The 18511-nt window shown below is 71.6% G+C and carries 13 protein-coding genes and 1 pseudogene; 7 read left to right on the top strand and 7 right to left on the bottom strand.

Translation table 11 applies throughout. The features are described 5' to 3' along the window. Positions 1-251 precede the first annotated feature (251 nt). A complete protein-coding gene (locus tag EER30_RS15395) occupies positions 252-4268 on the top strand; it encodes a discoidin domain-containing protein (protein WP_127501100.1) in 4017 nt (1338 codons plus the stop codon). 369 nt (positions 4269-4637) lie between these two features. On the opposite strand, the pseudogene EER30_RS15390 reads toward EER30_RS15395, so the two are convergent. Beyond that, positions 4638-5429: pseudogene (locus EER30_RS15390) on the bottom strand (DedA family protein); the annotation flags it as partial. Positions 5430-5819: 390 nt separating this feature from the next. After that, entirely contained in the window at positions 5820-6596 is a 777-nt protein-coding gene (locus tag EER30_RS15385) for a TIGR02452 family protein (protein WP_127501099.1), read from the bottom strand. Positions 6597-6733: 137 nt separating this feature from the next. Here EER30_RS15385 and EER30_RS15380 point away from each other — a divergent pair, with 137 nt between their 5' ends. After that, on the top strand, positions 6734-7960 hold the full coding sequence (locus EER30_RS15380) for a M48 family metallopeptidase (RefSeq protein ID WP_240670027.1): 1227 nt from the start codon (positions 6734-6736) through the stop codon (positions 7958-7960). On the opposite strand, the gene EER30_RS15375 is transcribed toward EER30_RS15380, so the two are convergent. Genes EER30_RS15375 through EER30_RS15365 form a run of 3 tightly spaced genes read right to left on the bottom strand, consistent with a single transcriptional unit; the run spans position 7917 to position 11459 of the window. Further along, positions 7917-8273, bottom strand: coding sequence for a hypothetical protein (locus EER30_RS15375; RefSeq protein WP_127501098.1), 357 nt, complete (start codon positions 8271-8273; stop codon positions 7917-7919). The genes EER30_RS15380 and EER30_RS15375 overlap by 44 nt on opposite strands. Further along, on the bottom strand, positions 8270-10789 hold the full coding sequence (locus tag EER30_RS15370) for an AfsR/SARP family transcriptional regulator (RefSeq protein WP_127501097.1): 2520 nt from the start codon (positions 10787-10789) through the stop codon (positions 8270-8272). Before EER30_RS15370 ends, EER30_RS15375 begins: the two co-directional genes overlap by 4 nt. A gap of 49 nt (positions 10790-10838) precedes the next feature. Continuing rightward, positions 10839-11459: a hemerythrin domain-containing protein gene (locus EER30_RS15365; RefSeq protein WP_127501096.1), complete on the bottom strand. Its 621-nt coding sequence runs from the start codon at positions 11457-11459 to the stop codon at positions 10839-10841. A gap of 174 nt (positions 11460-11633) precedes the next feature. Between EER30_RS15365 and EER30_RS15360 the strand changes: the two genes are divergently transcribed. Next, positions 11634-12236 (top strand): hypothetical protein, encoded by a 603-nt coding sequence (locus EER30_RS15360; protein ID WP_127501095.1) that lies wholly within the window; start codon positions 11634-11636, stop codon positions 12234-12236. A gap of 52 nt (positions 12237-12288) precedes the next feature. Here EER30_RS15360 and EER30_RS15355 read toward each other — a convergent pair whose 3' ends face one another. Further along, on the bottom strand, positions 12289-13164 hold the full coding sequence (locus EER30_RS15355) for a DUF4231 domain-containing protein (protein WP_164842338.1): 876 nt from the start codon (positions 13162-13164) through the stop codon (positions 12289-12291). A gap of 296 nt (positions 13165-13460) precedes the next feature. Here EER30_RS15355 and EER30_RS15350 point away from each other — a divergent pair, with 296 nt between their 5' ends. The 4 genes from EER30_RS15350 to EER30_RS15335 all read left to right on the top strand — a co-directional run bounded on the left by EER30_RS15350 (position 13461) and on the right by EER30_RS15335 (position 16111). Next, positions 13461-14873, top strand: coding sequence for an amino acid permease (locus tag EER30_RS15350; RefSeq protein WP_127501093.1), 1413 nt, complete (start codon positions 13461-13463; stop codon positions 14871-14873). A 94-nt stretch (positions 14874-14967) separates the two neighbouring features. Next, positions 14968-15126 carry a DUF308 domain-containing protein gene (locus EER30_RS15345; RefSeq protein WP_127501092.1) on the top strand — a complete coding sequence of 53 codons (159 nt, stop codon included), beginning with the start codon at positions 14968-14970 and terminating at the stop codon, positions 15124-15126. 212 nt (positions 15127-15338) lie between these two features. Beyond that, positions 15339-15623 carry a zinc ribbon domain-containing protein gene (locus tag EER30_RS15340; protein WP_205650244.1) on the top strand — a complete coding sequence of 95 codons (285 nt, stop codon included), beginning with the start codon at positions 15339-15341 and terminating at the stop codon, positions 15621-15623. Positions 15624-15718: 95 nt separating this feature from the next. Continuing rightward, positions 15719-16111, top strand: a complete 393-nt coding sequence (locus tag EER30_RS15335) for an HdeD family acid-resistance protein (RefSeq protein WP_127501091.1) — start codon at positions 15719-15721, stop codon at positions 16109-16111. Between the two features lie 679 nt (positions 16112-16790). Here EER30_RS15335 and EER30_RS15330 read toward each other — a convergent pair. Then, positions 16791-18416 (bottom strand): S8 family serine peptidase, encoded by a 1626-nt coding sequence (locus EER30_RS15330; RefSeq protein WP_127501090.1) that lies wholly within the window; start codon positions 18414-18416, stop codon positions 16791-16793. Positions 18417-18511 lie beyond the last annotated feature (95 nt).

Here is an 18511-nt window from a genome sequence, read left to right as displayed (position 1 = left end):
TCGCCTGCGAGTTCTGAGCCGGCGGTCGCGCGGAGGTCCTGTGCCCGGTGTCGTCCGCGAGCCCCGCGTCGGTGTCGCGCGCGAGCGCTGAGCTCTGAAATTTCGCCGCCGCCGACATGGCCCTGAGCTGCCACGGAGCGACCGCGGGTTGGAGTAGTTCGAAACGAGATCTTGACACATTGGACTTCCTGCGGTGTAAATGACAGCGTTGTCATGGCACCTGACAACGTTGTCACTTCCCTGGAGTCCTCATGGTCGACACACCGTCTGTCTCGCGCCGTGCGCTGCTCAGCGCCGGTGGCGGCCTGCTCGCCTCGATTGGGGTCAATGCCCTCGTTCCGAGCGCCGCGCAGGCCCACCCCGCCGCCCCGGCCCACCCCGCGGGCGCCCCGGGCACCGTTCCCGCCCCCTCTGACCTGGCTAAATTCCGGCCCGTCACGGCGTCGTCCACCGCGTACGCCCCGACGCCGGCCTGGTTCGCGGTCGATGGGCTTTCGCGGGGCGGCGTACGCGGCTCGGGCTGGCGGGCGGGCGACGGCGACCCGCAGTGGATCGCCGTCGACCTGCAGGCGGTCTGCGAGGTCCGGTCGGTCACGCTGACGTTCGAGGCCACGCTGGCCGACCCGCCCTTCGACGGCAACTACAACCAGGCCGACGGCGACGAGATCCTCTCCAGCGCCGCGGTCGCGTTCAAGCTCGACGTCTCCACCGACGGCCAGAGCTGGACCACCGCGTACGAAACCACGAACGGTCAGGGCGGCACGCAGGAGATCGCCCTGTCCGCCCCGGTCCGCGCCCGCCACGTGCGCATGAGCGTGTCGCGCCGCCACAACAGCAACCCGGTCGGCCTCAACGGCTTCCAGGTGTACGGGCGTCCGTTGTCCGCGCAGCCCAAGGCGACCGGCTGGACCGACTGGGCCGGCGGCAACACCCGGCCCGCTCCGGCGTTGACCGTCGCCGCGGACGGCACCGTGCCTGTGGAGAACGGCTGGGCGCTCACCCTGGACGACTTCGTCGATGTGGACGGCGCCGCGTTGTCCACAGGCAAGCGCGATACGCGCGACTGGCTGCCCGCCACTGTTCCCAGCACGGTCCTGGCCACGCTCGTCGAGCAGGGTCACCTGCCCGACCCGGTCGGCGGCTTCGAGAACCTGCGCGTCCCCGAGGCCCTCTCGCGGCACTCCTGGTGGTACCGGCGTGAGTTCCGTCTGCCGCGCGACCTCGACACGTCGGCCGGCCGGCACGTCTGGCTCGAGTACGACGGCATCAATCACGCCGCCACCACCTGGGTCAACGGTAAGAACCTCGGCACCGTCACGCACCCGTTCGCGCGCGGCACGATCGACATCACCGAGGCGCTCAAGGGCAGGACCGACCACACCGTCGCCGTACGGGTCGACCCGATGCCCCACCCGGGAACGCCCGGCGACAAAACGCTCACGAGCTGGACGTTCCTGCACGGCGGCTCGATCTGGCTGGACTCGCCGACCTACCTGGCCGTGTCGGGCTGGGACTGGATGCCCGCCGTGCGCGACCGCGTCAGCGGCATCTGGAACCACGTGCGCCTGCGCAGCACCGGCGACATCGTCATCGGCGACAGCCACGTCTCCACCAAGCTGACCGGCACGTCGATTGCCGACCTGACCGTCACCGTCCCGGTACGCAACGTCGCCGGCACCGCGACCAAGGTGACCGTGCGTGCGTCGTTCGACAAGGTGCGCCTGGAGCAGACGGTCACCGTTCCGGCCGGCGCGAAGATCGACGTGGTGTTCAAGCCGGTGCGGGTGAAGAACCCGAAGCTGTGGTGGCCCAACGGCTACGGCGAGCCGAACCTGCACGACCTGAGCGTTTCGGCGACCGTCGGACGCTCGGTGAGCGACACCCGCACGAGCCGCTTCGGCATCCGCGAGTTCGCGTACGACTCGTTCCAGCCGGTCATCATCACCCCGCCCGGCAAGCCGCCGCTGGACTTCCAGAACGGCAAGGCCGCCCAGACCGTCACCTTCGATCGGCAGAACCTGCAGTACGTTCGCATCCAGAACGACCAGCGGGCGACCGGCTGGGGCGTGTCGATGTGGGCCGTCCAGGTGCGCGACGGTGTGGACGGCGCCGACCTGGCCCTGGGCAAGACCGCCACGGCGTCGAGCGCGGCCGACGGGACCACGCCCGGTGCGGTGGTGGACGGCAACGACGGCACGCGCTGGACCTCGGACTACCGCGACGGCGAATGGGTGCAGGTCGACCTGGGGACGGCCACCGGCTTCGACCGGGTTACGATCCTGTGGGAACAGGCGTTCGCGATGAGGTTCCGCGTGCAGGTGTCCGCGGACGGCGACCTGTGGACAGACCTGACGACCGTCAACAACGAGACGCCTGTGGGCAACACCGGACGCCAGGTTGTGGATTTCGACGAGCGAAGCGCGCAGCATGTGCGCATCCAGGGCGGCCACCGCGCGACCGACTGGGGATTCTCGCTGTGGACGCTGTCGGTGCGCCGCAAGGCCGACCTGTCCACCGATCTGGCCCTGAACCGGCCCGCGACCGCCTCGACGGCCGAGGGCTCGAGTCCCGCCTCCAACGTCACCGACGGCAATCCCCGTACGCGGTGGGCCTCGGACGCGCAGGACAACCAGTGGATTCAGGTCGACCTCGGCGCGCGGGTCGCGTTCGATCAGGTCGAGCTCGCGTGGGAGACCGCGTACGCCCGTGACTTCGTCGTGCAGATCTCCGACGACGGCGAGCACTGGACGGACGTCAAGGCTGTGGACAACGCCGCGACCGAGCTGACGATCAGCGTCAACGGGACGAAGGTCTTCTGCCGGGGCGGCAACTGGGGCTGGGACGAGATGCTGCGCCGCACCGAGCCCTACCGCACGCGGGAGACGGTCGCGCTGCACCGCGACATGAACTTCACCATGATCCGCAACTGGATCGGCAGCAGCAACCGCGAGGAGCTCTACGCGGCCTGCGACGAGTACGGCATCCTCGTGTGGAACGACTTCTGGGAGGCGGGGCCGTTCATCGAGGGGTCGCCCACCTACGACGCGATCGTCTACGACACGATCAGCCGTTACCGGCACCACCCGAGCATCGCGGTGTGGTGCGCGGCCAACGAGCAGTTCCCGCCGCCGGCCATCGACGCGGGCATCCGCAAGGCCGTGGCCGAGCTCGACCCCGAGGTCGCGTACATCCCGTCGTCGAACGCGGGCGTGGTCAGCGGCACCGGACCGTGGCACTGGATCGACCCGGACACGTACGGGGACCGGAACGTCTACAAGGCCGGCGTGCTCGGTTTCCACACCGAGATCGGCATGCCCGTCGTGCCGCACCCCGAGACGATGCTCAACCTGGCCGGGGACGAGCCCGCGTGGCCGATCAGCCAGGTCTGGGGATATCACGACTGGGCGTCGAACGGGAACCAGCACGTGGACTGGTACCAGAAGGCGATCGAGGATCGGCTCGGCGTCGCGTCGTCGCTGGACGAGTTCACCAGCCGGGCGCAGTTCATCAACTACGAGAACCACCGAGCGATGTTCGAGGCGTGGAACGCGAGCCTCTTCCACAACGCCTCGGGGCTGCTGCTGTGGATGTCGCACCCGGCCTGGTACAGCACGGTCTGGCAGACGTACGACTACGACCTGGACGTGAACGGCGCCTACTACGGCTCCCGCAAGAGCTGCGAGCCCCGGCACGTGCAGGCCGACCCGGCCACGTGGACGGTGCGCGCGGTCAACCACACGCCGGAGCCGCTGAACGATGTCACGGTGTCGGCCCGCGCCTATGACCTGAACGGCCGCGCGCTGGGCCCGGTCAAGTCCCAGAAGGTATCGGTGGAGGCGTCATCCACCACGGCGGCGTTCGGGGTCGCGGTCCCGGCCGGCGCGAAACTTCACCTCGTACGCCTGGAGATGCGCGACCGGCGGGGTGCGCTGATCTCGGACAACACGTACTGGCGGTATGCGGAGTCGGCCGACATGCGCGCGCTGTCGTCGATGCCGAAGACGCGTCTCACGGTGACCACGAGCTCGGCGAGCCGGCCGGGGGAGGAGGCCATCACGGCCACGGTCACCAACCGGGGTGACGCGGCAGCCGCCCTGGTGCGGCTGGCGGTCCGCGACGGCAAGGGCGAGCGGGTACTGCCGGCGACCTACGACGACAACTACTTCTGGCTGCTCCCGGGGGAGAGCCGCAAGGTCGTCGCGTCGTGGCCGTGCCGGCTCGGCCGCCCGCGCGGGCTGACGGTGACCGCCAAGGCCTACAACTCGTAACCGGCGGCGGCCCCGGTTCACAGCCGGGCCGCCGCCCTCCCGCCGAGCGGCGGACCTTCCGCCAGAGGTCCGCCGCCCGCGAGCTGGACACCCTCGGCGGCGCACTCGTCCCCGCGCCGCGTCCAGCACCCGCCATCCGGCCGCAGCCCTCCCCCCGGGCGCGGCCGGGTGGCGGGGCCAATTTCACCGCTCACAGAGAAGCCGGCCGCGGGCGGACCCGGGCCGGCTTCTGATGCTGCGCCCGCTGGGGCGAGGGTGTCAGGGGTGGCGGCGGTTGTCCGGCTGCTGGCCGGGGATGGTGCGCAGGATCACCGTGGCGTCCAGGTCGCGAGAGGCCCGGGGGTCGTTCGTCTCGCGGCCCCAAGGGGCACCGGCGGCCGTGTCGGGGCCGTAGGGGGTGGCCGCGGTCGTTCCTCGGTCGTGAGGGGCACCGGGGGTGTTGCGGTCGTACGACGTGGTGTCGGCTCGGCGGTCGGGGATCACCGGCAGAAGCATGGTGGCGTCGGGGTCGGCGTCCGGGGTGATCAGGCGGTTGGAGCGCACGCGCTGCCAGACGAAGTAACCGATGCCGATCACGACGCCGATGATGACGATCTTCTGGAAGACGCCGGCGTAGCCCTCGACGCGGTGCCAGTTCTCGCCCAGGATGAAGCCGGCCGTCACGAACAGGCTGTTCCAGATGAGGCTGCCGAGCGTCGTGAGCAGCGTGAACTTCCAGAAGCTCATGCGTTCGACACCGGCCGGCAGCGAGATGAAGCTGCGGAACAGCGGCACCATGCGCCCGAAGAAGACCGCTTTCGTGCCGTGCTTGGCGAACCACTCCTCGCAGCGGTCGAAGTCTTGCACCTTGACCAGCGGGATCAGCGCGACCAGGTTGCGCGTGCGCTCACGGCCGAGCAGCGCCCCGGCCCAGTACACGATGATCGCCCCGACGACCGAGCCCAGCGTGGTCCAGAAAAGGGCCTCGGGCAGGCTGAACACGCCCCGGCTGGCCGAGAACCCGGCCAGCGGCAGCACCAGCTCGCTGGGGATCGGCGGGAACAGGTTGTCCAGGCCGACGATCAGGGCGGCACCCACGCCGCCCAGCGACTCCATGAGGCCGACGGCCCACCCGGTCAGCCCCCCGGAAGTGTCGGGGGCGGCTTCGGCGAGCACGGACACGTGTGCACCTCACATTGCTTCGACGGCATGACCACCAGCAGTATCGGCAACGCGCCTGTGAAGTTCCTGCCAGCCCGCTGAACCATCGTGACCAGGCGTTTCACCGAAGATCGCGGACGGTGCGCGTCTCCGTATCGTAGGAACGCGCCGCAACGAACAGACCGGTAGCCGGTGGCAGCCAGGCCAGACTCGGCAACCCCGCCTCGAGAAGCAGAGCCCACAGATCCCGTACGCCCGCAGTCAGCTCTTCATCAGGCAACAGCTCGACGGTGTGCACGATCAGAACGCGTACCGGATGCGGCAACCGGGCCGTCGGGGGTTCAGCAGCACGGACGCGAGAATACCCAGCTCAGAGCCGGTTGAACGCCGCCCGCGCGGGTGAGTCGGCGGTCAGAGCCGGTGGAACGCCGCTCGCGTCGGAGAGTCGGGCGTGCGGTCGAGGATCGCGAAGACGACCTGGTCGAACCACGGGTTGGCCCGCAGGGCCGCGGCGAACGCGTCGGCGACCACGATCGGGTCGTTGCCGAACACGCCGCAGCCCCACGCTCCCAGCACGAGGCGGCGGTGACCGTGCGCGGCGGCGATCGCGAGGATCCGGGAAGCACGGCGAGCGAGCACGCCCGGCACCTCAGGAAGCGATGATGGCTGGTTGCGGGCGATCGCCGACCGGTTCGGGGCGGCGGCGGTCAGGAACGAGACCGGGTACGGCGAGTCGAGCAGCGCGCCCTTGTCGTCGCGAATCACCGGCACCGAGGGCGAATAGATCACGCGGTCGCTGTAGGCCAGTGATTCGTGCGCGCGGTGGTAGGCGTAGAACTCGCCGGCCGCCCGCAGGCACGGGTAGAGCGCCGAGCTGCGGGCGACACTCTCCTCCTGGGCCTGCGCGCCGTTGAGAAAACCGCCGCCGGGGTTGCGGGCCGACGCGAACACCAGGCACGCCACGTCCCCGCCGAGCCGCCGCGCGGCGGCCAGGGTCGACTCACCGGTCACCTCGAGCGCGGCCGCGACCGGCGCGACCGGCGGGGCTGCCACTGCTTCGTCCGGCCGGTAGAGACGGGTGCCGCGCACGGCCCGCGACACGTCGTCCGCGATGTCCACGGCCCCGTACCCGCCCCGCGACGCGATCTCCACGGTCTCGCGGGCGATGGCCCTCAGTCGACTGCTCACGTGGGCATGATCCCCGACGGTCCTTCGTCGCGCGACCGAAAAACGGTCAGCCGCAGCAGCACCAGGCCGATCCCGGTGTACAGATAGGATCGATACGGGGTTGCGCCCGGTACTCGGGCCGTACAAGATCATCCCCCGTGACCACCACCACAGCCTGCCCGCGCTGCGCGGAACCGACGGTGACCACGGGTTTCCCGCGGCCGTGGTGCCCCTCCTGCGACTGGAACCTCGACCGCGCCGTGCCCGTCGTGTTCGGCTGGCGGTGGCTCGACCGCCGGCTGCACCGGGTGGCCTACCGGCTGACCGTCGGACAGTTCGAGGCCCTCGCCGGCGGGCCGCTCGTGCCGCGCAAAATGACGGCGGCCCGGTTCGTGACGCTCGCCGCGGCGGTGCTCCTGCTGGGCGGGGTGCTGGCTCTGGCCGTACTCGGACTGTGGCTGATCTTCTTCGACTTCTTCAGCCTGGCCACCGTCGGCGGGATCGTCCTGCTCGGCCTCGCCTTCCTGCTGCGGCCCCGGCTCGGTTCGCTCGGCGAGCGGCGACCGCTCGACGAGGCCGCCGCGCCCGCGCTGTTCGGCCTGGTGCGCCGCGTGGCCGAGGCGGTCGGGGCTCCCACGCCGCAGATCATCACCGTCGAGTACGACCTGAACGCCTTCACCAACGCGGTCGGCCTGCGCCGGCAGCGAGTGCTCGGCCTCGGCCTGCCGCTGTGGGCCACGCTCGAGCCGCAGGAGCGGGTGGCGCTGCTCGGCCACGAACTGGGCCACTTCGTCAACGGCGACATCCGCCGCGGACCGTTGACCCAGGTCGCGGAGACGACGCTCGGCCGGGTCGCCGACGCGCTCGACGTGGACGGCTCGGCCGACGCGGGCGGCTTCATCGGCCTGCTCACCCGGGGCCTGGGGTGGATCCTTTCCCGTACGACGTCCCTGCTGCACCTGCTGCTGGTGTGGACGAGCCAGCGTGACTCCCAGCGCGCCGAGTACCTCGCCGACGAGCTGGGCGCCCGAGCGGGCGGAACCGACGCTGCCGTACGCCTCGAGGACCACCTGCTGATCCGCGACGCACTCGACACCGTCATCCGCCGCGAGGCCCGCGCCGGCCACGGGCCGGACGCGTGGCTCGCCGCCGCCCGCCTCGCCCGCGCCAACCAGGCGCCGAACATCCCCCTGCTGCGCCGCCTCAGCCGCCACGCCGACGTGTCCCTGTTCGCCTCCCACCCGCCGGGCGGCCTGCGGGCCGAGATGCTCGAACGCCGCCCGCGCGTGGCCGCCGCGGTGACCCTCACCGAGACCGAGGCGGCCCGCATCGACGCCGAGCTCAAGCCTTTCGCGGAGCGGGTCCGGCGGGATCTCGCCGGCTGACGCGGCGGGCCATCACGATCCAGCCGACGATCAGGACTGCGGTGACGGCGGCGGGAGCCGCGACGACGGCCAGGTAGGACGGGCTGTCGTGCAGGTGTTTGGTCAGGGTCACCACGGCGACGAAGGCCAAGCCCAGCATGAAGAAGTAGAGCCCGAGGACGGGCCGGGACAGAGCCGTCACCGGGCCGTCCCACAGGCGGCCGCGCGGGGCGGGGGCGATGCCGGCTCCGATGATGACGGCCGCGCCCAGCATCGCCGCGCCGGGGGACATGAGAACGATCCAGGCGAGACTGATCAGCAGCCTCGTGGTCATGGGGCCTCACTTTCGGGCAGGTCGAGGGCCATGGTCAGGCGGGGCAGGTCGGGGTGGCGGGTCGCCTCGAACAGGCGCAGCGCCTCGGCCCGGCCGTCCGGCTGCCAGGCGTGGTGCCACGCGAGCGGGTGCAGCGCGCCGGCCACCTCGGCCCGGCCCTGGTCGTTGCCGAGCCGCACGTAGAGCTCACGGGCCTCGGCCGCGAACGGGTAGGCCTCGGCCGCCTGCTCGCGGGTCGGCGAGGAATGCGTGCCCACGATGGACTCGGCCACACCGAGCAGGGCGTTGGCGAGCGCCACCGGGTCGCCGCTCGCCCGGCCGACCGCGATCGCCTTGGCCAGCTCGGCCCGTGCCTCGGCGGGCCGGTCGAGTCGCAGCAGGCCGCGGCCGAGCACGTAGTGCAGGTAGCCGACCCACCATCGGTCGGACGCGACCGCGAGGGCGTCGCGGCACAGGGTCAGCGAGTCGGCCAGGTGGAAACGCAGGTCCTGCTGGTAGGGGGTCAGCACCCACACGAACGGCGGCAGGTACGACGACCACTGCGGCGTGCGGCACAGCTCCAGCAGCGCGCCGAGGTTCTCGTACTCGTCGTCGAGCCAGGCGGTGCCCGCGGCCGGGCCGGCGAACGAGAGGCCGGCCGGTCCGGGCCCGACCATCACGGGGTGGCGGTACGGCGAGTGCAGCAGCGCGGCGCTGCGGGCCGAGTGCAGGTAGAACTCGAGCAGGCGGCGCAGCGCGCCGGACTCGGGCGGGGCGATCTCCCGGGCGTACGCCCGCAGCAGGTCGTGCAGCGTGAACCGGCCGGGCCGCGGCTCGGCGATCAGGTGCGCGTCGACCAGCCGGCGCAGCAGCACCCGGGCCACCGCGGGATCGACCCCGGCCAGCGCGGCCGCCGCCTCGACGCTCACCTCGGCGCCGGGGTGCAGCGGGAGCAGCCGGAACAGGCGGGCGGCGGGCGCGGCGAGACCCCGGTACGACCACGAGAAGACGGCGCGCAGGTCGTGGCGGACACCGGTGACCGCGAACGCGTCGAGCCCCTCGACCCCCGCCTCGATCTCGCGCAGCGGCGCCGGCGACGACGCGGCCCGCGCGCAGATCAGCGCCAGGGCCAGCGGCAGCCCACCGCAGCGGGCCACGATCGCGTCCCGCGCCTCGATGTCGGCGTCGGCGGCCGGGCCGAGACGTCGGCGCAGGTAGGCGACCGCCTCGTCGTCGCTGAAGGCGGAGAGATGCATCGCGTACGCCCCGTCGGCGACGACGAGATCGCCGAGCCGGCTGCGACTGGTGACCACGACCGCGCAGCCGGGCGCGCCGGGCAGCAGGGGTCGCACCTGGTCGGCGTCGCGGGCGTTGTCGAGCACGATCAGCATGCGCCGTCCGGCGAGGACGCTGCGCAACAGCGCCGACCGTTCCTCGGTGCTGGGCGGCACCCGCTGGCCGAGCGCGCCGAGGAACCCACCGAGGATGTCGCCGGGTTCGGCGGGCGGCTCCATCGGGCAGTAGCCGCGCAGGTCACCGTAGAGCTGCCCGTCGGGGTAACGGGCAGCGGCCTCGTGCGCCCACCGAACGGCCAGGGTGGTCTTGCCGAGCCCGCCCGTTCCGCTGATGACGACCAGGCTGTGCTTGTCGAGTCGGCGAAGCTCGTCGTCGCGGCCCGAGAACGCCTCGGGGGAGCGGGGGAGCTGGGCCGGGCGGACCGCGTCGGACGGCCGCAGGGCGGTTTCGAGCACGTCGGCCCGCTGCCCGAGGATGGCCTGTTCCAGCGCCACCATCGCCGGTTCGGGGTCAAGACCCAGCTCGGCCGCGACCAGGCGGCGGTGCGCGGCGAGCACGGCGAGGGCGTCGGCCGACCGGTTGCCCGCCCACAACGCGAGAGCGTGCAGCCGCCACGGCTCGCCGCGCAGCGGTTCCTCGCCGGTGAGCTCGCGCGCGGCCAGGGCGGCGTCGCCGGGCCGGCCGAGGCGCAGCAGCGAGGTGACGGCCCGTTCGCGTGCGATGTGGCGCAGCTCGGTCAGGCGGGCGGTCTCGGCCGCGGCCCACTCGGCGTCGGCGAACTGCTCGTAGGGCCGGCCCCGCCAGATCGCGAGTGCGGCCTCGAGGCGGGCGAGTTCATCGGCGGGGGTGAGACCGGCCGAGGCCCGTACGGCGGTCTCGAACCGCTCGGCGTCGAGCGCCCCCGCCGGAAGCCGCAGCGCGTAGCCCGCCCCCTCGCTGACCAGCAACGACGCGGCGCCGCGGGGAGGTCGCTCGGGTTCCAGCGCGCGCCGCAGCCGGGAGATGTGCGCCTGCAGCACGGCGTGGGCGCCCGGCGGCGCGGCCGCGCCCCACAGGTCGTCGGCGAGCCGGTCGGCGGCGACCGGGCGGCCCCGGGCGACGGCCAGCATCGCGAGCACGGCCAGGGGCTGGTTGCCGCGCACGGCGACCGGCACACCGCCCCGGCGGATCTCGACCGGACCGAGGACTCCCACCTCGGTCATCGTCGGTTCCCCCAGCGTGTCGTCGATCAGTCGAGACACGCGATCCTATGTGCCGGGCGCCACCTCGGGCGGTCGGGTTCCGGACACCTCAGTCCCGTGGTTCGCGCAGCTCGGCGACCCTGCGGGCGTAGCGGTGACGCCCGGACACCCACCACAGTGCCCGGTCGGCGAACGGTAGCCGGGACAGCAGGGTCTTGCGCTCGGCCATGCTGGCCTCCTCCAGCAGAGCGCCGAGCGCGGGCGTGGCCTGGTCCCGCGCGACCTGCGAGAACTCGGCCGGGGTCAGGTACTCGGCGATCAGCGGCAGGATCATCTCCTCCTCGTCGTCGAGGTGCTCGACCAGCAGCAGACGGTGCTCGGCGAGGTGTTCGCCCAGCTCGTCCTGCGTCTCGTCGGTCGCCGTCAGCTCCCAGTGCGGCAGCAGGTCGCCGATCGTGAGCAGGCCCTTCTCGAGCCGGGCGTGCTGTTCGTGCATGCGGTTCACCTGCTCGTCGTAGAGGCGGGCGCGGGCGTGCAGCAGGGGCCGGACCAGGTCGTCCTCGAGCCGGCAGTGCTGCAGCAGGGCGTCGGTGTAGTCGCGGATCGCCGCGGCCACCTGGGCGGCCCGCCGGGTGTCGCCGGGGCGGGCCGCCAGGACGAAGCGGAGCAGGAACGACGCCTCGCGCCGGAACACCCGGTGTATCACCACCAGCTCGGTCGGGTCGGGCACGGCAGGCTCCTAGATCGTCGGGTAACGGAAGGGCGCCAGTGTTCCGGAACCGACTTGACCGTGACTTGACCGGTTCAGTGCAGATAGGACCCCCGAGGACGGGCACGTGGGCCGGCCCACTCGCCGGGTGGCCGAGTCGGCACTCTCAGCTAACTCTGGTAATAATGTCCGTCGATGAACGGGAATGCGGAGTGGCAGCGGTGGCGGCAGGAGATCTTCGGCGACTCTCCGGGGGCGGGACGCGACTTCGTGGCGCTGACCGAGGCCGCCCGGGTCGGGCCGAAAGCCGTCGAGCGCATGCTGCGGGCCGGTCTGGCCGCCGGTGACCCGCTCGCCGCTCGCTCCTTCACCGCTCTGGCCTCGGCCGGTCTCGCGCCGCCGGACGCCGTCAGCTTCCTGCGCACGGCACTGATCCGTGCCCAGGACGAGTTCCGCGTTCGCGTGGCCGAGGCGCTCTATACCGTCACGCGCGATCCCGGCTGGGCCACGCCCATCGCCGGTGTCCTCTCCGGAGCGCGGTCAGAGGTCGTACGCCTCGACGCCGCGATCGCCCTGGCCGGTTTCGTGCCCACCGTGGGGCTGGTGCGGGCGCTCGCGGCGGCGGTCAGCGACCCGGAATACCTGGTCCGCTACCACGCCGCCGACACCCTGCTGCGCTGGGCGGGCGACCGCCGCGGGGTCGACGGCGTCCCCGCCCTGCACGAGAAGCTCACCGCCGAGGCCGAGAGCGCCTGGCGGGCCGCCGCGGAAGAGCTGACCGCCCGCCTCTGCCCCTAGGCCTGTTCGGAATGGTGCCGGGCCGCGGACGAGGCCGCATTCCGAACAGCCCCTATGCCAGCCCCTTCGTGGCACGCCACAGGGAGTGCTCGCGGGTGACCGTCGCCTCGGCGTCCTCGACGAAGCCCGGCCACCGGTCCTCGGCGACGGCAGCGAGGTGGGCCTTGACCAGGCCCAGCTCCCGGTAGGTCGTCGTGTAGGAGCGCGTCGTCTCGGCGTACCGCTGGGCCTGGATCCACGCCGCGAGACCGGCCGCGGCCGCGCCGAACACGCCCAGCAGGTCGACGTCGAGAACGCCGAACGCCTTCAGCCCGGCCCCGGTCAGCCCGGCGAACTCGAGCGCGATCGCCACCGAGGTCAGCGTGCGGAACCGGCGGGCGTCGGCGCGGGCCGTGTCGCGGTACCACCCCTCCTGCGCGACGACGCGGTCGCGCAGGTAGGCCGCCTTCCGCTCGTCGAACGGCGCAGCCCGCAGCTTGCGCATCGGCTCGGTGATCAGCTCGTTCGTGTCGTCGCGGCCGGGCTCGGCCACCGTATCGAGCGAGGCGGCCACCGCGGTGAGCCGCGCGACCAGTCGTTCGTCGGCCTCCCGCGCGGGCAGCGTGCCGGGGAACGGGTTGCCGCCGACGGCGTAGCGCCAGGCCAGCGTCTTCGTCGACTCGGTCGCGGTGCGGGCCTCGTACCAGAGCTTCTCGGGGTCGATCGTCAGCAGATAGGCCCCGGTGGCCAGCGCGACGGCGAACGACACCAGGCCGAGCACGCCGAACAGGTCGACCTCGCCGGTTCGCCACGAGGCGGCGCCTCCGACCGCGGCGACGAAGAGCGCGAGGAGGCGTACGCGGTTCGCCGTTCGGAAGCTGCGATGACCGGACACGCTGCCGCGGTCCCACGAGTAGTACATGGCGGGGTAGAAGAGTTCGTTGCTCAAGCGGCGACCTCCTGCCCTGCATGGTGGCGGTCGCTGTCCACATCGGGCAACCCGGGTCTCGTACGGGGGAACGGCCGTCGATATCGCGGGCCGTCCTCGTTGGGCAACGGTGGACGACGACGAGTGGGAACACAGCATCGGGCCGGGCACGACGATCGCGCTGATCGCGGGGCTGATCGTCTTCTACGGCCTGTTCATCGCGGTCGCCCTGACCCGCGGATAAATATCAACGCCTGTAGATGCGAAAGACGGCCTCACGTGGTACTCCGAGAGGAGCGCTCATCGGGGAGGCCGTCATGTCCGTGTCACCGCAGCGATTCGGCCGGGGGTCGGGGATCTTCCGGCGCAAACCGGTCGACGACGTCACCGACGAGGGCGGCACCGATCTCGAGCGCTCGCTCGGGCTGTGGCAGCTCACCGCGATCGGCGTCGGCGGCATCATCGGCGCCGGCATCTTCGCCCTGGCCGGCGCGGTCGCCAACGAGACGGCCGGTCCCGCGGTCCTGTTCTCGTTCCTGATCGCCGGTATCGCCAGCGCCGCGGCCGCCCTGTCCTACGCCGAGTTCGCCGGCATGATCCCGCGGGCCGGGTCGGCCTACACGTACGGCTACGTCGTGCTGGGCGAGGTGGTGGCCTGGTTCATCGGCTGGGACCTGCTGCTGGAGTACACGGCCATCGTCTCGGTCGTCGCGATCGGCATCTCCGGCTACTTCTCCTTCCTGATGGCCGACCTCGGCGTCGACCTGCCGGCCTGGATGCTCGGCGCCCCCGGCACCGGCGACGGGCACGTCGTCGACCTCTTCGCCGTCGTGCTTTGCCTGCTCATCGCGTATCTGCTGAACCGCGGGATCCGGGCCGCGGCCCGCGCCGAGACCGCCGTGGTCATCCTCAAGGTGGCCATCGTCCTGCTCGTGGTGATCGTCGGCGCCTTCCACATCACCCGCTCCAACTACGACCCGTTCTTCCCGTTCGGCTGGAGCGGCGCGATCACCGGCGCGGCCACCGTCTTCTTCGCCGTTTTCGGCTACGACGCGATGAGCACCGCCGCCGAGGAGTCCAAGGACGCCCGCCGTCACATGCCCAAGGCCATCATCTACTCGCTGATCATCTCGATGGTCCTCTACGTGCTGGCCACCCTCGTGCTGACCGGCATGCAGAACTACCGCGACATCGACCCCGAGAGCGGCTTCTCCACCGCGTTCGCCTCGGTCGGGCTCTCCGGGCTGGCCGACGTCATCGCGGTCGGCGCCATCGTCGGCATCCTGACGGTCATGTTCACGTTCATGCTCGGCGTGACCCGGGTCTGGTACTCGATGAGCCGCGACGGCCTGCTGCCCGCCTGGTTCGGCAAACTCCACCCGACCCGCCGCGTGCCGACCCGGGTCACCTGGATCGCCGGCATCGCCTCGGCGGTCATCGCCGGTTTTCTGCCCATCCGCGAGGCGGCCGAGCTGACCAACATCGGCATCCTGCTGGCCTTCGTGGTCGTCTGCGTCGCCGTGATCGTGCTGCGCTACCGCCGCCCCGACATCCCGCGCAGCTTCAGGCTGCCGTGGATGCCGATCGTCCCGGCGGTCGGCGTCGTCTTCTCGATCTGGCTGATCACCTACCTCGACCCGGTGACCTGGTTGCGCTTCGCGGTCTGGTTCCTGCTCGGAGCCGTCCTGTACGCCTTCTACGGCCGGCACAAGTCGAAACTCAACCACTGAACGGCGCCGAGAGTTGTCGCAGAACACGCTCTACCGAACTTCGTGAACGGGCACACCGATCTCGTTGGCACCAACCGGGACGGGAGATCTGGCGATGCGTAGCAGTCTGGTGTGGCGTGGTGTTTTGGCTCTGGTCACGGGGGTGATCGCGGTCATCTGGCCGGAGATCACCGTCGGGGCGTTCGTGCTGCTGTTCGCGATCTTCTCGATCGGGTCCGGGGTGCTCGAAGGGTGGCATCTGGTGATGTGTTGATAGTCGGTAGTGCTCACTGGTTGGCAATAGTGACGGTGTCAATGGAAGAAATGGGCAGCGGCCACCGGTATCTCGTAGGGAACCGTGCTGCGGCGCCACATGCCAAATCCTAGGCAGACGACAATCTGTCTCTTGACTAGTTGTCATGCGGTGCGGGAGACTGTTTTCGTTCCGATGGAGGGCGCGTAGAGAGGGGGACCGTGAGCGATAGTGTGCGTTCCGGTGTCGCATCTGCGATCTCGGCGCCGGGCCGTGATGTCGACGCTTTGTACAAGGCCGCGTTGCAGGATCGTCCCTCCAAGACCTGCTCGGCCTGTGGCGCGGTGACAACCAAGCCCGCCCTGTCCGAGCGTGAATTCGCCTGTGAGGCGTGCGGTCTGGTCATCGACCGCGACCGTAACGCCGCCCTGAACCTGGCCGCTCTCGCGGCGAAGCTCGACACCGCCGGGAGCCGACCAGAAGACCCGCGCATGCGGGCAGGTGGCTGTGAAGCGTGAACCCGGCACGACACCAGTCGGTCAGACCGGGACCGTCCCGCCGCAAGGCAGGACTACCGATCAGGTGCTCACCAAAGCACACAGAGAGGTAACGGGTGCGGGCCTTCCGGTCCGAGGCGGCCGGCCCGGTGGTCGGCCGCCTGCTGATCGGCGTGCTCGACGTCGCCGCCGGTGTGGTGGCGCTGCTCTGGCCGGGCATCACCGCCCTGGTGCTGGTGCTGTGGATCGTGGCCTGGGCGGTCATCTCCGGGGTCACCGAGCTGGCCCTGGCGTTCGGCCCCGACCGCGGGCGCAGCCGGGTCTGGCTGGCACTGACCGGTCTGCTCGGCATCGTGTTCGGGCTCGTGCTGTTCGCGTCGCCGAACATCGGGGCGATCACCCTGGCGCAGATCTACGGCTTCTTCAACCTGATCACCGCCGTCTCGCTCTTCGCGACGGCGATCGACCTGCGGGCGACGGCCCCCGGCAAACTGCACGCCGCCGCGTGAGAACGGGGGAGGCCCAGCTCGAGGGCCTCCCCCCATTTCTCAGGAGCGGGCGTACGCCCTCAGCACCGTCTGCTTGACGCTGTTACCCGCCCGGTCGGTGGCCGTGACCCGCAGCGAGACGGTTCCGCGACCGGCCGGCACCCTCGTGCCCTCGACCCAGGTGCGGCCCTCGTCGCCCGAGGTCTCGACCTTGACCGTACGGGCACCGGGCACGCTCACGCCCAGCCGGTGTGCCCGCGTCGTCGCCGTGTTGCCGAGCTCGACCGGGGCGTCGTACGAGATCTGCAGCAGCGGCAGGTCGCCGGACCGCGCCGACCGGAACGTCCACTCCGTCGAGGTCGTCGCCGGGTAGTTCGGGCGGGCCGTGGTGAGCGCCAGGCGGTAGGTCGCGGCCCCGCCCGGCACGGGCACGTCGCGCCAGCCGTCGGGCAGCTCGGTCAGCAGCTTGCCGTCGCAGTAGAGCTTGGCCGTCATCGAGCCCTGGTACGCCAGGTCGCCGACCAGCCAGTGCTCGTCGGTCGCGTCGACGTAGGCGGCCACCCGCAGGCGTAGCGCGTCACCGACGCGGACGTTCGCCGCGCCCTTCGGGGTGGCGGGCCGCACGACGGAGGCGTACCACGTCTCGGTCTGCTCGCCGGGACGCGGATAGCTGACCCACGGCCGCCACCCGGTGCGCTCCTCACCGACGAAACGATCGCCGCTGCCCGAGTAACGGACGGTGATGCGCCGCGAGTTGGACTCGCTGACCCGGTGCACCACCTTCGCCGGCACCTGCTGCCGCGAGACCTGCGAGACGTCGTACAGGTAGGGACTCACCGTGGTCAGGGTGAGCGCGACGGAAGCGCCCGGCCGGCCTGCCCGGTCGAGGATCGCCTGCCCTTCGGTGCTGGTGAGCACGACCGTGGGCACGGCCAAGCGTTCCTGGGCGTCCGGATCCCACTGCAGACCGGCGCTGACACCGGGCGGCCGTACGAGCAGGATCGCGGCCGCTCCGGCCTCGGTGGCCGCGGCGATCTGGGTGTACTCGCTGTCCGAGGACAGCACCACGGCCTTGCCGCGCGCCTTCTTGACGTCGCCGACCAGGTCGAACCGGCGCGTGCCGGCGTACGCGGGGGACGACGGCCACAGGCTGGCGCGCCGCACTCCCGGCGTCCCCGGCAGACCGACCTCGGCCCGGGGCGCGGCGAGCTGCCAGCGCGACGAGAACTCGAACGTGCCTTGCGGACCTTCGCCGTCGGCGTGACGTTGACCTGCTGCACGCCGCCTCGCCGCTGGTCGGCACCTGAGCGTTGAGCAGGTAGTCGCCCTCGGGAACCTCGATCGTGCCGACCTGGCCCTCGAACAGCCCGGCCAGCACGTCGAACCGCGGGTCGTCACCGAACATCTGCAGCGTCGGCACCCCGGCCGGCCGGCCGTCGAGCCCGATCGCCGAGAAGGTGACCTTACGGTGGGGTGCGTCCAGCGCCCCGCCGATCGCCGTGGTGACCTGCACGTTCCCGGCGGCCGTGGCGGTCAGGCGCCCGCCGAACCGGCCCACTCCACGCCGGCCGGTGTCGAGGCTGAGCACCGCGTCGGCGCTGCCCCCGGCCGGAACCGTGAGCGTCGCCGGACTCACCGACGCGACGGCCACGTCGGACCGCAAGGTGAGGGTGACCGGCGTGGTCCCGCTGTTGGTGTAGGTGACCTTGCGGGTCGCGATCACCGGCGACTCGCCGTTGAACCGCAGCCCGAAGTCGGCGACCGCCGTGCCGGTGACCCGCTGGCTGACCGCCCGCGCCACGTCGACCCGGCCGGCGCCCTCCTGGTAGACCGTCGACTGCGTGCTCTTGACCGTGCTGACGAGGGCGTCCTTGAGCTGCGCGCCGGTCCAGCCCGGGTGCTGCTGGGCCAGGATCGCGGCCGCCCCGGCCACGTGCGGCGTCGCCATCGACGTGCCTGAGGCGGCGGTGTAGAGGTCGTCGACCGGGTTGCCCATCTCGGTGCCGGCCGCGCGGGCCGCCACGATGCCCACGCCGGGCGCGCTGATCTCGGGCTTGAGCCCCTCGTCGAGCCGCGGCCCGCGACTGGAGAACGGGGCGAGCGTGTCATCCCGGTCGACCGCCCCGACGGTCAGCGCCGAGGTGGCCGCCCCCGGGGAGCCGACCGTGTATTCCTGACCCTCGTTGCCGGCGGCGATCACGAACAGGGCGCCGCTCTCGGCACTGACCCGGTCGACCGCGAGGCTCATCGGATCGGTGCCGTCGGTCGGGTCGCCCCCCAGGCTCATGTTGATCACCTTGGCCCCGGCGGCCGCGGCCCACTCCATGGCGACATGGCGCTATGTGGACAGTCGGCTGCGTCTTCCGGTTCCTCCTGACGGGCCGCGCCAACAGCCAGGTCCAGGCGTTCTCGTGGGGGAAC

The sequence above is a fragment of the Actinoplanes solisilvae genome, from assembly GCF_003999975.1.
Taxonomy (GTDB): Bacteria; Actinomycetota; Actinomycetes; order Mycobacteriales; family Micromonosporaceae; genus Actinoplanes; species Actinoplanes solisilvae.
This window is presented reverse-complemented; position numbering and strand designations above follow the sequence as displayed.

What these genes read in the sequence shown, in the direction of transcription:
- EER30_RS15395 (WP_127501100.1), top strand. Translation starts at nt 252, where the DNA reads ATGGTCGACACACCGTCTGTCTCGCGCCGTGCGCTGCTCAGCGCCGGT.
- EER30_RS15375 (WP_127501098.1), bottom strand. Translation starts at nt 8,273, where the DNA reads ATGACCACGAGGCTGCTGATCAGTCTCGCCTGGATCGTTCTCATGTCC.
- EER30_RS15330 (WP_127501090.1), bottom strand. Translation starts at nt 18,416, where the DNA reads ATGGAGTGGGCCGCGGCCGCCGGGGCCAAGGTGATCAACATGAGCCTG.
- EER30_RS15360 (WP_127501095.1), top strand. Translation starts at nt 11,634, where the DNA reads ATGAACGGGAATGCGGAGTGGCAGCGGTGGCGGCAGGAGATCTTCGGC.
- EER30_RS15345 (WP_127501092.1), top strand. Translation starts at nt 14,968, where the DNA reads ATGCGTAGCAGTCTGGTGTGGCGTGGTGTTTTGGCTCTGGTCACGGGG.
- EER30_RS15350 (WP_127501093.1), top strand. Translation starts at nt 13,461, where the DNA reads ATGTCCGTGTCACCGCAGCGATTCGGCCGGGGGTCGGGGATCTTCCGG.